This window comes from Achromobacter sp. B7 (assembly GCF_003600685.1).
Taxonomy (GTDB): domain Bacteria; phylum Pseudomonadota; class Gammaproteobacteria; order Burkholderiales; family Burkholderiaceae_B; genus Achromobacter; species Achromobacter spanius_B.
The window spans coordinates 5,966,753-5,979,362 of the sequence record NZ_CP032084.1; the positions used below are offsets into that span (position 1 = coordinate 5,966,753).

A 12,610-nucleotide genomic window follows, 5' to 3' on the forward strand; every position below is an offset into this window, starting at 1 on the left:
AGGCCCGCCATGCCCTTGCGCCTGATCTTGCGCCGCCTGCTCCAGGCCGTACCGCTGCTGCTGGGCGTGGTGGTGCTTAACTTCGCCCTGATCCAATCCGTGCCCGGCACGTTCTTGGACGTGATGACGGCCGAGCAGCAGGTCACCGACCCGGCGCTGATCGAGCGGCTGCGCGTGACGTACGGACTGGACCGGCCGCCGACGGTGCAATTGCTGAAATACATCGGATCGGTTGCCAGCCTGGACTTCGGCTACTCGTACCGGCATAACCTGCCAGTGCTTGATGTGATCCTGGCGCACCTGCCGGCCACGCTGGTGCTGATGCTGGCCAGCATCGCCATCGCCGTGCTGGTGGGCATGGCGGCGGGCATCGTGTCCGCCATCAAGGTCAACACGTGGTGGGACAGTGCGGTCTCGGCGTTTGCCGTGCTGTGCTTTGCCGCGCCCAGCTTCTGGCTGGGCATCATGTTGATCATTCTGTTTTCCGTGAAGCTGGGCTGGTTTCCCGTGGGCGGCATGGTCACCATCGGCTTGGATGGCGGATGGTGGACGCAGGCGCTGGATGTGCTGCACCACCTGGCGCTACCCGCCATTGCACTGGGCCTGTTCTATTCGGCGGCGTATGCGCGCGTGATGCGGGCATCGATGCTGGAAGTCAGCCGCATGGACTACGTGCGCACCGCCCATGCCAAGGGCCTGACGCGTACGGCCGTGGTGCTTCGACACATTCTGCGCAACGCGATGTTGCCCATCGTTACGCTGCTGGGCCTGCAACTGGGTGCGGTGCTGGGCGGCAGCATCGTGGTCGAAGCTGTATTCAGTTGGCCGGGCATCGGCGGCGTACTGTTCGACAGCGTCATGAGCCGGAACTACCCGGTGGTGCTGGGCATTCTGGTGCTCAGTTCCTTCGTGGTGGTGGTTGCCAACATCATCGTCGACCTGCTTTACACGCGGATGGATCCGCGCATCAAGGCTGCCTGATATGTGCACATCCCCTGCATTTTCCGCCGTGCCCGCTACCCGGCTTGCGCCCCCGCCCGCATCGTTCGCGGCCCGATTCATGCGCAATCGCGGCGCGGTGGCCGGCGCGATCGTCTTGCTGCTGGTGGCGCTGCTGGCGGCCGGCGCGGGCTGGCTGTATCCGACCAATCCGCTGCGTATTGTGGCTGTGCCCGAGATCTGGCCTTTTGAATCCTGGCGTTACCCCCTGGGCACGGATTCGATGGGACGCGACATTGCCGCCCTGATCGCGCACGGCGCGCGCGCCACGCTGTTGATCGGTCTGGTCGCGGCCGCCGCCGCCACGCTGATCGGCGTGAGCATCGGCGCGGCGGCCGCCTGGTTCGGCGGCTGGGTCGACGAAGCCCTGATGCGCGTCACCGAGCTGTTCCAGATCGTTCCGAACGTGGTTTTCGTGCTGACGGTGGTATCGATTCTGGGACCGCATATCGAAGCCATCACGCTGGCGGTCGGGCTGGTGTCCTGGCCGCCCATTGCCCGGCTGACGCGCGCCGAATTCCTGTCATTCAAAGAGCGGGAATTCGTGCAGGCGTGCCGCGCGGTCGGCATGAACCCGTTGCGCATCGTGGCCGGCGAGATCCTGCCCAACGCGCTGCCCCCCGTCATCGTCATGTCTTCGCTGGTTGTGGCGGGCGCCATTCTGTATGAATCCGTCGTGTCGTTCCTGGGGCTGGGCGATCCCAACATTGCAAGCTGGGGCCGGCTGGTCGGCGAAGGCCGCAGCCTGATCCGATCTTCCTGGTACATCTGCGCCGTGCCGGGCGTGGCCATCATGCTTGCCGTGCTGTCGCTGAACCTGGTTGGCGACGGCCTGAACGACGCGCTCAACCCCAAGCTGCATAAGCAGTAGCCCCCACCGCCGGAACATTTTCATGACGCATACCCTGAACAACCTGGGCGACCTGACGGACCCAAGCGTGCCCGCCGATCTGCCCGCCATCGTAGACCTGCGCACCTCCGATGCCCCCGTCCATTACTCGCACGGGCAGATACGCGAACGCGCCGGCGGCGTGGCCGCATGGCTGACGGCACGCGGGCTGCCGGCGGGTTCGCGCATTGCCATCGCGGCGTTGAACCGCGCCGAATATCTGATTGCGTATTTCGGCATCATGCGCGCCGGCTTCGTGGCCGTGCCGATCAACATCAAGCAGACGCAAGAGAACATCGATTACGTCATCCGTGACGCGGACATCGCGCTGGCGTTCGTCGATACCGCACGCCGCGCATCGTTCGAGAACACCGTGCCCGTACTGGACTTCGACGACCCGGGGCCAGAGGGCTTTGCCGCGCAGATTCAGCCCGCGCACTTTGCCAGCGTGACGCCCGCTTCCGAAGACGTCGCGCAGATGCTTTACACGTCCGGTTCCACCGGCAAGCCCAAGGGCGTGCCGCTGACGCACGCGGGGCAGTTATGGGCGCTTGCCGCCACCTCGGGCGCCGCGCCCCGACGCGAGCGTCAAGAGCGCTATCTTCTGGCACAACCCCTGTTTCACATGAATGGGCTCTTCATGGCCAAGCGCGCGTTCGCCAGCAACAGCCTGCTGGTGATCCAGCCCGCGTTCGACGTCAGCGCCTATGCCGACGCGCTGGAACGCTATCGCATCACCGTGCTGACGGCCGTGCCGACGATGTTCGCACGGCTGGTCAAAGAGCCCGGCTTGCTGCGTGACCGCGACTTGTCGGCGTTGGGGCGCGTCATGCTGGGATCCGCTCCCATGACCGTTGCGCTTTATCAGCGCATACAAGAAGCGTTGCCGCAGGCCACCATCACGCACGGCTACGGCACCACGGAAGCCGGACCCGCCGTGTTCGGCCCGCATCCCGCCGGCTTGCCCACGCCGCCGCTATCGGTGGGGCACCCCCTGGACCCTTCGCAAGTGCGGTTGGCGGACGGCCCGAGCGCCGATGAGGGCGTGCTGCTGATGAGCAATCCGGCGGTGTTGTCCGGCTATCACAACCTGCCTGAAAAAAGTGCGCAGGTGCTGCAAGACGGTTGGTATTACAGCGGCGACGTCATGCGCCGCGACGCGGACGGCTTCTATTATTTTGTCGGGCGCGCGGACGACATGTTCGTATGCGGCGGCGAGAACATCTATCCCGTTGAAGTGGAAAAGCTGCTTGAGTTGCATCCCGATGTGCGCCAAAGCTGCGTGGTGCCGCTGGCCGACGAAGAACGCGGCCAGATCCCGGTCGCCTTTGTCGTGCGCCGCGACGGCAGCGCGTTGGATGCCGACGGCCTGAAGCAACATGCCCTGGCCAATGGGCCCGCCTATCAACACCCGCGCCGCATCCGATTCGTCAGCGAATTGCCGTGGGCCGGCACCAACAAGGTGGATCGCAACGCCTTGCTGTTGCAGGCGCGCCAGCTGGAAGCGCATCAGGCATGGACAAGCTACGAAACGGAGGCCGCATGAGCCAGAACCAAACCCCGGACAGTCTTGTCGGCAAGACAGCGTTGGTCACGGGCGCCAGCCGTGGCATTGGCCGCGCCATTGCGTTGGCGCTGGGCAAGCGCGGCGCGCATGTTGCCGTCCACTACAACGCCGCGGGCGACGCTGCGATTGAAGTCGCCGGCCTGATCCAGCGCGAAGGCGGCCACGCGTGGACGCTGCAAGCCGATCTTTCCCAGGCGGACGGGGCCACCACGCTGGCGCGCGATCTGCGCCGCACTTTGCTGGAACGCAATGGCGTGGATGGGCTGGACATTCTGGTGAACAATGCGGGCGTGGGGCTGCGCGCGCTGCTTGCAGATGTTGCGCCGCAAGACTTCGACCGCGTGCTGCAAGTGAATCTGAAGTCGCCCTTTTTTTTGATCCAGCAGACCCTGCCGTTCCTGCGCGACAACGGCCGCATCATCAATATTTCGTCGATGGGCACGCGGGCTGCCTACCCGGAAATGAGCGTCTATGCGCCTGCCAAGGCGGGGCTTGAAGCGTTGAGCCTGCTGCTGGCCCAGCAGTTAGGCGAGCGCGGCATTACGGTGAACGCCGTTTTGCCCGGCGCCACCAGCACGGACTTGAACCCACGTGCACGCGACCCGGAGCTTAGCCGAGTCATCGCCAAGAGCGTAGCGCTGGGCCGCGTGGGTCAACCCGAGGATATCGCCGACATCGTTGCTTTCCTGGCGTCGGATCAAGGGCGCTGGATCACTGGCCAACGCATCGACGCCACCGGCGGGCAGCGGCTGTAAATCTGGCGAGCGCGACGCGCGGCATCAATCCCCGCCGTCGCCGTTGCTGGCCAGGCGCGCCCCCGCGCGCACGATGCCGCAACGCTTGTGCGCCCGCATCACCACGCCGACTTCGCTGTTTAGCACGCCGTCCAGTTCGCCCAGGCGGCGTGTGGTCACTTCCCACAGATGCAGGCTGTCGCGGCACAGCACGTGCCAGAACAACTGCGACGCCCCGCTGGTGCCGAACAGGCAGCGGGTGTGCGGGTCCAGCGCCAGATGCGCCGCCATGGCGTCGACGGCTTGCGGCCGCACCTGCACCGAGATCACCGCCTCAACCGGAAAGCCCACCAACGCGGGCTCCACCTCAACGCGAAAGCTCAGTGCCCGGCGTTCGACCAGGTGGGAAAGCAGGCGCTGCGCGGTGGGTTCGCTGACGCCGGCCTGCTCGGCCAGTTCGGCCAGGCTGGCGCGGCCGTCGCGCATCAGATGGGCCACCATGCGCGACTCTGCATCGCTTAACGCGGCGGGCGGCTGGGCCTGCGGCGCGTCCGGCACGGCGTCCGGTTGCGCCTGGATGCGCCACTGCCCGGCACGACGAAATGGGCGCAGCACCAGCCGCGCTTCCACATGTTCGACGCCGTCGATCGACGGCAGCACGCGGGTGACCACGTCGGGCATGTCGGCCGCATCGCCCAGGGTCAGTTCGGCCATCAGGTCGGCGGTGCCGGCCAGCGTGACGACCAGCTGGCTGATGTCCAGCCTCGCCAACTGTTCGGCCACCTCAGGCACGCGGCCGGACCGGCAGCGCACCCACGCGTGCAACACCACGCCCTGCCCCATGACCAACGGGTCAGGTTCGGCAATGACGCGCAGCGCGTCGGCGTCCATCAAGCGGCGGATGCGACGCGCCACGGTACGTTCGGCGATGCCGGTGGCCGCGCCCAGCTCGCGCCAGGACGCGCGGGGGTCTGCCTGCAACGCGATCAGGCAGGCCAGATCGGTGTCGTCCAGCGCCGGCATTAGGGGCTTACCCTTACTTGACGTGACTATATTCATTAATCTAACGTTCGCGCATTGATAAAAACACAAAATTAAACGGTCTTTTTGACCAAAAATAAATTCTTATGTTGAGGACGTCATGAGCAGCCCATCCGCAACCTTGCGCAGCAAGCAAGGGGTAAGCGCCGCGCCCGCCGCCGCGCTTGCCGCCGCGCCCATATCCCGGTCACGCACCATCCTGGCCGGTAGTGTAGGCAATGCGGTCGAATGGTTCGATTGGACCATCTACGCGTCGTTCGCCATCTTTTTTTCGGGCCAGTTCTTTCCAGAAGGCAATGAAACCACCGCGCTGCTTGCCACCTTCGGCATCTTCGCGGTGGGGTTTTTCATGCGACCGGTGGGCGGCTGGGTGCTGGGCATCTTTTCCGACCGCTACGGCCGCAAAGCCGCGCTGGGCCTGACGATTTTGATGATGGCGGGCGGTTCGCTCATCATCGCCATCACCCCCACCTACGCCACCATCGGCCTGGCTGCCCCGCTGTTGCTGACCGCCGCGCGCCTCTTGCAAGGTTTGTCGCTGGGCGGAGAGTATGCCTCGGCCACGACCTTTCTGGCTGAAATGGCGCCGCCGGAAAAGCGCGGTTTCTATTCCAGCTTTGTGTTTTTCAGCGCCGCCGTGGGCATCCTGGCCGCGTCCGCCGTGGGTTGGATCCTGACGTCCACGCTGACCAAGGCCGACATGGCCTCGTGGGGCTGGCGCATTCCGTTCCTGATCGGCGCCTTCGGTGGGCTGGCCGGCATGTGGATCCGCCGTTCGGTACCGGAAACGGAAGCGTTTTCGCACGCCAAGAAGACCGGCATCGAAAAGCAGCCGCTGCGCACGCTGCTGCGCGACCATCCGCGTGAAGTGCTGCGCATCGTGGGTTTCTCGGTGCTGACCACGTTTGCGTTCTACATCTTCGTGGCCTATGTGCCCACGTATGCCATCCGCCAGGTTGGCGCGGACCCCAAGACCGCGTTCGCCGCCAATACCGTGGCCTTGATCGTGTTCATGCTGGTGCAGCCGCTGTTCGGCATTTTGTCCGACCGCATCGGCCGCAAGCCGCAGCTGATCTTCTTTGCGGCCGGCTACCTGGTGTTCTTCTACCCGCTGATGACCACCCTGGGCCCGTCGTTTGGCTCGATCCTGGCGGTGGAACTGTTCGGCCTGGTGCTGTACGCCATGTACACGGCGATTGCGCCTGCCATCATGTCGGAACAATTTCCCACCAGCGTGCGCGCCGTCGGTATCGGCACGCCGTACAACCTGGTGGTGGCGCTGCTGGGCGGCACCACGCCTTACCTGCTGACTTGGTTGCAAAGCCGTGGCATGGAACGCTGGTTCTTCTATTACGTGCTGGCCGGCGCCGTGATCACGTTGATCACCTTCATCCGCATGCCTGAAACAAAGGGCCAGACGCTGAAATAGCCGCAACGCGCGCCCTGCAAACGCAATGGCTTTCCGGTCCGGACAGGACCGGAGAGCTTTTCCTTTTTGAAAGAGACCCATGCCCGCACAAGACCACACCGACCTGCATTTTCGAGACGCCCGCGAGCTGGCGCGCGCCATCCGTGAAGGCGAGCTGAGCGCCCGCCAGGTCACCACGCATTTCCTGGACCGCATCGAACGCGCCGCCCCGCTGGCCGCGTTTAGCGAAGTCACCGCCGAACGCGCGTTGGCGCAGGCCGACGCCGCCGACCGCCTGCGGGACGCCGGCCTGCTGCTGGGGCCCTTGCATGGCGTACCGGTGGCCGTCAAAGACAGCGTGCAGTGGCAGGGCATACCGACCACGGGCGGATCCGAAGCGCGGCGCGGCGTGATCAGCGGCGACACGTCGACCGCGGTGCGCAAGCTGGCAGCCGAGGGCATGGTGATTCTGGGCAAGACACGCATGACGGAATTCGCGTTCGGGCTGTCGGGGCAGAACCCCACCCAAGGCACGGCGCGCAACCCGTGGGACGCGAAGGTTGCGCGCGCGCCGGGCGGTTCGTCCAGCGGCGCGGGCGTGGCCATGGCGGCGGGGCTGACGGCCATTGCGCTGGGCGGGGACACCGGCGGTTCGGTGCGCGCGCCAGCTGCGCTGAACGGCGTGGTGGGCTTCAAGCCGTCTTCGGGCCTGATCAGCCGCGCGGGCTGCCTGCCGCTGTCGGACACACTGGACGTGTTGGGGCCGCTGGCCCGCAACGTGGCGGACGCGCGCCTGTTGACGCAATTGCTGGCCGGGCCGGACGTGGACGATGCCGCCACCTTGGCGTTGCCCGCGTCCTGCGTGACCGCGCTGCGCCACCCCGCGCCACGCCGGCCCGCCGCCGTTGCCGTGCTGACCCCGCAAGCGTGGCCCACGCCGCTGTCGGACGCCGGCCTGGATGCGTGGCATCGGGCCCAAGAGCGACTGGCGCAAGCGGGCATTGCGCCCACCGCCTGGCATCCGCCCGCGTCGCTGTCCTTTGCGCGCATGGCCGATGACAACTCGCTGGTGCTGGCGTACGAGGCCTATGCCTATTACGGCGCGCTGGCCGAAAACCCCGCCGCGCCGTTGTGGGACGTGGTGCGGGCACGCATCGCGGCGGGCGGCCGCATTGCGCGGGCGGACTACGAAGCCGCGCTGACCCGGCGCCAGGCCGACATGGCCGCCTTCGCCGCCGCCATGCAGGGGCTGGACGGGCTGTTGATGCCCGCGTGCGATCAGGCGGCGCAAGCGCTGGACGCCGAAGACGTACGCCACGTGGGCTTGGGCAAGCTGCTGCGCCCCGCCAACTTCCTGGGCGCGGCAGCCATCGCGCTGCCGGCGGGTGCGGACCCTGAAGGCATGCCGATGGCCGTGCAGTTGCTGGCCCCCGCCGGTGGCGATGCCGCCTTGCTGGACTGCGCGGCGGTGCTGGAGCCGGTGCTGTCGCCGACCCGGCGCACGCCGGACCTGTCGGCGTGGGGGCTGTAGGATCACGGGGCGCGCGCGTAACGTCGCGACGCAGCAACGCAGCAACGCAGCAACGCAGCAACGCAGCAACGCAGCAACGCAGCAACGCAGCAACGCAGCAACGCAAAAAAATGCCCCCGCCGGAGTCCGGCGGGGGCATTTTTTGTTCAGGACCGGGCGTTGAAAGCCGGCTGGCTGAACGAAGGTAAAAGGAGGCGGCAGCTAACAGGCCCGCAATAGAAGTCCGCAGACTGGAGCCGACCGACAGAAACCGCCCCGACTGCCGTCGCTTACAGCGCCTTCTTCAGTTCCTGGACCTTGTCCGTGGCCTCCCACGAGAATTCCGGCTCGGAACGGCCGAAGTGGCCGTACGCGGCGGTCTTCGCGTAGATCGGGCGCAGCAGATCCAGCATGTTGACGATGCCCTTGGGACGCAAGTCGAAGTGTTCGCGCACCAGCTTGGCGATCTGGTCGTCGGGGATGACGCCCGTGCCTTCGGTGTAGACGGTGATGTTGATCGGTTCGGCCACGCCGATGGCGTAGCTGACCTGCACCTGGCACTGGCGCGCCAGGCCGGCGGCCACGATGTTCTTGGCCACGTACCGCGCGGCGTAGGCGGCCGAACGGTCGACCTTGGACGGATCCTTGCCCGAGAACGCGCCACCACCGTGCGGGCATGCGCCGCCGTAGGTGTCGACGATGATCTTGCGGCCGGTCAGGCCGCAATCGCCTTGCGGGCCGCCGATGACGAAGCGGCCGGTCGGGTTGACCAGGAACTTGGTTTGCGGCGTGATCAGGCCTTCGGGGAAGCTCGGCTTGATGATGTCTTCAATCACCGCTTCGCGGATGGTTTCTTGCGTGACTTCCGGCGCGTGCTGGGTCGACAGCACCACGGTATCGACTTCAGCCGGGCGGCCGTCGATATAGCGGAACGTGACCTGCGACTTGGCGTCCGGGCGCAGCCACGGCAGGCGGCCGTCCTTGCGCAGTTCGCTCTGGCGCTGCACCAGGCGGTGCGCGTACCAGATCGGGGCCGGCATCAGGTCGGGCGTTTCGTCGCAGGCATAGCCGAACATCAGGCCCTGGTCGCCCGCGCCCTGGTTCAGATAGTCTTCCGAGCTGCGGTCCACGCCCTGGGCGATGTCCGGCGATTGCTTGTCGTAAGCAACCAGCACGGCGCAACCCTTGTAGTCGATACCGTATTCGGTGTTGTCGTAGCCGATGCGGCGGATGGTGTCCCGGGCGACCTGGATGTAATCCACGTTGGCGGTGGTGGTGATTTCACCGGCCAGCACGACCAGGCCGGTGTTGCACAGCGTTTCGGCTGCGACACGCGCGTTCGGGTCTTGCGTGAAGATGGCGTCCAGGATCGAATCGGAAATCTGGTCGGCAACCTTGTCGGGATGCCCTTCGGAGACGGATTCGGAAGTGAAGAGAAAATCGTTATTGGCCACAGATGCGTCCTTGGTGTCCGGCGTTGCCGGCGTATAGGTTCATGAGGCGCGTTGCACCCCGGACCGCATGAAATACGCTATCTGGGCGCGACGCTTTAGCGGATTTGGCAAAGGGCGCGCCATGCGCTGCACCCTTGCCGTCGCCCCGCAAGTTGTCGGTTAACTCGGCGACTGAGCGGATTTTAAGCGAAAATGCCGTTCTTATGCTCGCGGCGGGGGTGTAAACATATTCCCGAATACCGGCATAACCCTGCCCGACCTTTCCTATTTGCTGAATGCTGCTCGCCCTGTTCCGACTCTTTGCCGCCTTGCCGCTACCGGTTGCGCACGCCCTTGGGCGCGCCGCGGGGCTGGCCGTGTACGCCTGGCCCGGCAAGTATCGGCGCCGCCTTCAGGCCAATGCCGCCCAGGCCGGCTACCCCGGCGCGGCCTTCGCGCGCCGTGCCGCCGCCGAAACCGGCGCCATGATTCTTGAGAACCCCCGCGTGTGGTTCAAGAACGAACAAAGCCTGGCGCAGGTGGTTTCCGACGACAACGCCGTGGTGGACACGGCGCGCGCCGAGGGGCGCGGCATCCTGTTCCTGACCCCGCACCTGGGCTGCTTCGAAATCACCGCCCGCTATCTGGCCCGCCAGATGCCCATGACGGTGATGTTCCGCCCGCCGCGCAAAGACGTGCTGGCCCCGCTGCTGGAGACCGCGCGCAACAGTTCCGCCGTCAATGCCGTGCCGGCCACCATGCAGGGCGTGCGGGAATTCGTGCGGGCGCTGCGGCGCGGTGAATCGGTGGGCATGCTGCCTGACCAGGCGCCCAGCGTGGGCGATGGGGTGTGGGCGCCGTTCTTCGGGCGCCTGGCCTACACAATGACGCTGCCCAGCAAACTGGCCACGCAGACCAACGTCCCCATCATCCTGACGGCGGGCGAACGCCTGCCCCACGGCCGAGGCTGGCGCATCCACTATGTGCGCGTGCCCGAGCCGCTGCCGGCCGATGCCACGGCGCAGGCCGCGCTGATCAACGCCGCGATGGAAACCCTGATCCGGCGCTGCCCCCAGCAGTACCTCTGGAGCTACAACCGCTACAAGACCCCGCGCGGCGCGCCCCCGGCGCCCGACGCCGCCCCGTCGGCTCGCTGACGTTTTCTGGTTTCCGCCGCCCGGTCCACTCCCGACACGATGAAAGATTCAAAGACGCGTACGCTGGTTTCCCTGTTGAAATGGTTCGGCCGCATCCAGCCGTCGACGCGCTTGCGCATCGGCGCCGTGCTGGGTTGGCTGGCGCCACGGCTGGCTAAATCCCGGGCGCGCATCGTGCGGCGCAATCTGGAATTGTGCTTTCCCGACCAGCCCGAGTCGGTGCGCGAGCAATGGGTGGCGGAACACTTCCGGGCGCTGGCGCAATCCATCGTTGATCGCGGCGTGCTGTGGTACGGCACGCCCGAAGCCATCAAGGACATGGTCACGCAAAGCGGGGCCGAGCGCATCAACGAACTGATCGCCCAAGGCCGTTCGGTGATATTGCTGGCGCCGCACTTCATCGCGCTGGATGCCGCCGCCACCCGCCTGACCATGGAAGTGCCCAGCGCTGCCACCATGTACACCCCGCAAAGCGATCCGCACATCGACGCGGTCGTGGCCGCCGGACGCGCGCGCTTCAACGAGGTTTTCCTGGTCAGCCGCAAGGACGGCGTGCGCGACCTGATCCGCCACCTGCGCGCCCCGCGTCCGGTCTACTACCTGCCCGACATGGATTTCGGCCGCCAAGGGTCGGTGTTCGTGCCGTTCTTCGGCGTGCAGGCCGCCACGCTGCTGGCCACCGCGCAACTGGCCCAGAAATGGAACGCGGCGGTGCTGCCCATCGTGGGCTTCTGGAACCCCGACACCGGCCGATACCATGTGGACGTGCTGCCCGCCCTGGCGGACTTTCCCGGCGACGCGTCCCTGGAAGAGGCCACCGCCCGGCTGAACCGCGAGCTGGAAACCTGGGTGCGCCGCTGCCCCAGCCAGTACTACTGGGTCCACCGCCGCTTCAAGACCCGTCCGCCCGGCGAAGCCAAGCTCTATTGATCTCGGCCGGCTGTCCGCGCCCGAATAATGGGCGATAATCGCCCGATGAACTGGAACTTCACCAAAATGCATGGCGCGGGCAACGACTTTGTCGTGCTCGACGGGGTCCGCCAGACCATCGAAATGACGCCCGAGCGTGCCCGAGCGCTGGGCGATCGGCACTTCGGCATCGGAGCCGACCAGATCCTGCTGGTCGAACGGGCCACCCGCCCCGACGCGGATTTCCGCTATCGCATTTTCAATTCCGACGGCAGCGAAGTCGAACACTGCGGCAACGGCGCGCGCTGTTTTGTGCGCTTTGTGCACGAACAAGGGCTGTCCGACCGTAATCCGCTGCGCGCGGAAATCGCCACCGGCATCCTGGTGCTGGACGAAGGCGACGACGAACAAGTCACGGTAGATATGGGCAGCACCCGGTTCGAACCCGAGGCCCTGCCATTCGACACCGCCGGCCTGCCTTCAACGCGCGAAGGCGAAGACACCCTCTGGGAACTTGAACTGGACGCCCCCGCTGGCGTGCCAAACAAAGTGTGGCTGTCGGCCGTGGCCATCTCGAACCCGCACGCGGTTCAGGTGGTGGATAACGTGGACACCGCGCCCGTTTCCGTTCAAGGCCCGCTGATCGAAACCCACCCGCGCTTTGCCCGCCGCGTGAATGCGGGCTTCCTGCAAGTCATGGACCGCCACAACGTCCGCCTGCGCGTTTTCGAGCGCGGCGCGGGCGAAACGCTGGCCTGCGGCACGGGCGCCTGCGCCGCCGTGGCAGCCGGCATCCGCCGTGGCCTGCTGGAATCGCCGGTGCGCGTGCAAACGCGCGGCGGCGTACTGACCGTTGCCTGGAATGGCGACCAACTGCGCATGACCGGCCCGGCCGAATCCGTGTTCACGGGGCAGGTCGACATCGACAAGCTCGTCTTCTCCATGGCGCTGAACCGCTGACCC

Annotated in this window: 11 protein-coding genes; 9 read left to right on the forward strand and 2 right to left on the reverse strand. The window is 66.2% G+C overall.

What is annotated here, in order from left to right:
• Positions 1–9: 9 nt before the first annotated feature.
• Genes DVB37_RS26975 through DVB37_RS26990 form a run of 4 tightly spaced genes read left to right on the forward strand, consistent with a single transcriptional unit; the run spans position 10 to position 4,210 of the window.
• Positions 10–981, forward strand: a complete 972-nt coding sequence (locus tag DVB37_RS26975) for an ABC transporter permease (RefSeq protein WP_120157244.1) — start codon at positions 10–12, stop codon at positions 979–981.
• 1 nt (position 982) lies between these two features.
• Positions 983–1,870 carry an ABC transporter permease gene (locus DVB37_RS26980; RefSeq protein WP_120157245.1) on the forward strand — a complete coding sequence of 296 codons (888 nt, stop codon included), beginning with the start codon at positions 983–985 and terminating at the stop codon, positions 1,868–1,870.
• Between the two features lie 22 nt (positions 1,871–1,892).
• Positions 1,893–3,434, forward strand: coding sequence for a class I adenylate-forming enzyme family protein (locus DVB37_RS26985; RefSeq protein WP_120157246.1), 1,542 nt, complete (start codon positions 1,893–1,895; stop codon positions 3,432–3,434).
• A complete protein-coding gene (locus DVB37_RS26990) occupies positions 3,431–4,210 on the forward strand; it encodes an SDR family oxidoreductase (RefSeq protein WP_104142582.1) in 780 nt (259 codons plus the stop codon). Before DVB37_RS26985 ends, DVB37_RS26990 begins: the two co-directional genes overlap by 4 nt.
• A 24-nt stretch (positions 4,211–4,234) precedes the next feature.
• On the opposite strand, the gene DVB37_RS26995 is transcribed toward DVB37_RS26990, so the two are convergent.
• Positions 4,235–5,248 (reverse strand): Lrp/AsnC family transcriptional regulator, encoded by a 1,014-nt coding sequence (locus DVB37_RS26995; RefSeq protein WP_120157247.1) that lies wholly within the window; start codon positions 5,246–5,248, stop codon positions 4,235–4,237.
• Between the two features lie 82 nt (positions 5,249–5,330).
• On the opposite strand from DVB37_RS26995, the gene DVB37_RS27000 reads away from it, so the two are divergent.
• Together DVB37_RS27000 and DVB37_RS27005 are read left to right on the forward strand one after the other, a co-directional pair.
• The gene (locus tag DVB37_RS27000) at positions 5,331–6,659 is read left to right on the forward strand and encodes an MFS transporter (RefSeq protein WP_120157248.1); all 1,329 of its coding nucleotides are present in this window, start codon (positions 5,331–5,333) and stop codon (positions 6,657–6,659) included.
• A 79-nt stretch (positions 6,660–6,738) separates the two neighbouring features.
• Positions 6,739–8,169: an amidase gene (locus tag DVB37_RS27005; protein ID WP_120157249.1), complete on the forward strand. Its 1,431-nt coding sequence runs from the start codon at positions 6,739–6,741 to the stop codon at positions 8,167–8,169.
• A gap of 269 nt (positions 8,170–8,438) precedes the next feature.
• On the opposite strand, the gene metK is transcribed toward DVB37_RS27005, so the two are convergent.
• Positions 8,439–9,602, reverse strand: coding sequence for a methionine adenosyltransferase (metK, locus tag DVB37_RS27010; protein ID WP_046802994.1), 1,164 nt, complete (start codon positions 9,600–9,602; stop codon positions 8,439–8,441).
• A gap of 275 nt (positions 9,603–9,877) precedes the next feature.
• On the opposite strand from metK, the gene DVB37_RS27015 reads away from it, so the two are divergent.
• Genes DVB37_RS27015 through dapF form a run of 3 tightly spaced genes read left to right on the forward strand, consistent with a single transcriptional unit; the run spans position 9,878 to position 12,607 of the window.
• A complete protein-coding gene (locus tag DVB37_RS27015; protein WP_046802993.1) occupies positions 9,878–10,738 on the forward strand; it encodes a lysophospholipid acyltransferase family protein in 861 nt (286 codons plus the stop codon).
• Positions 10,739–10,777: 39 nt separating this feature from the next.
• Positions 10,778–11,668: a lysophospholipid acyltransferase family protein gene (locus DVB37_RS27020; RefSeq protein ID WP_120157250.1), complete on the forward strand. Its 891-nt coding sequence runs from the start codon at positions 10,778–10,780 to the stop codon at positions 11,666–11,668.
• 27 nt (positions 11,669–11,695) lie between these two features.
• Entirely contained in the window at positions 11,696–12,607 is a 912-nt protein-coding gene (gene dapF, locus DVB37_RS27025; RefSeq protein WP_120157251.1) for a diaminopimelate epimerase, read from the forward strand.
• Positions 12,608–12,610: the final 3 nt, after the last annotated feature.

What these genes read in the sequence shown, in the direction of transcription:
- DVB37_RS27000 (WP_120157248.1), top strand. Translation starts at nt 5,331, where the DNA reads ATGAGCAGCCCATCCGCAACCTTGCGCAGCAAGCAAGGGGTAAGCGCC.
- DVB37_RS26995 (WP_120157247.1), bottom strand. Translation starts at nt 5,248, where the DNA reads ATGAATATAGTCACGTCAAGTAAGGGTAAGCCCCTAATGCCGGCGCTG.
- DVB37_RS27005 (WP_120157249.1), top strand. Translation starts at nt 6,739, where the DNA reads ATGCCCGCACAAGACCACACCGACCTGCATTTTCGAGACGCCCGCGAG.
- DVB37_RS27020 (WP_120157250.1), top strand. Translation starts at nt 10,778, where the DNA reads ATGAAAGATTCAAAGACGCGTACGCTGGTTTCCCTGTTGAAATGGTTC.
- dapF (WP_120157251.1), top strand. Translation starts at nt 11,696, where the DNA reads ATGGGCGATAATCGCCCGATGAACTGGAACTTCACCAAAATGCATGGC.
- DVB37_RS27015 (WP_046802993.1), top strand. Translation starts at nt 9,878, where the DNA reads ATGCTGCTCGCCCTGTTCCGACTCTTTGCCGCCTTGCCGCTACCGGTT.
- DVB37_RS26985 (WP_120157246.1), top strand. Translation starts at nt 1,893, where the DNA reads ATGACGCATACCCTGAACAACCTGGGCGACCTGACGGACCCAAGCGTG.
- DVB37_RS26975 (WP_120157244.1), top strand. Translation starts at nt 10, where the DNA reads ATGCCCTTGCGCCTGATCTTGCGCCGCCTGCTCCAGGCCGTACCGCTG.
- DVB37_RS26990 (WP_104142582.1), top strand. Translation starts at nt 3,431, where the DNA reads ATGAGCCAGAACCAAACCCCGGACAGTCTTGTCGGCAAGACAGCGTTG.
- DVB37_RS26980 (WP_120157245.1), top strand. Translation starts at nt 983, where the DNA reads ATGTGCACATCCCCTGCATTTTCCGCCGTGCCCGCTACCCGGCTTGCG.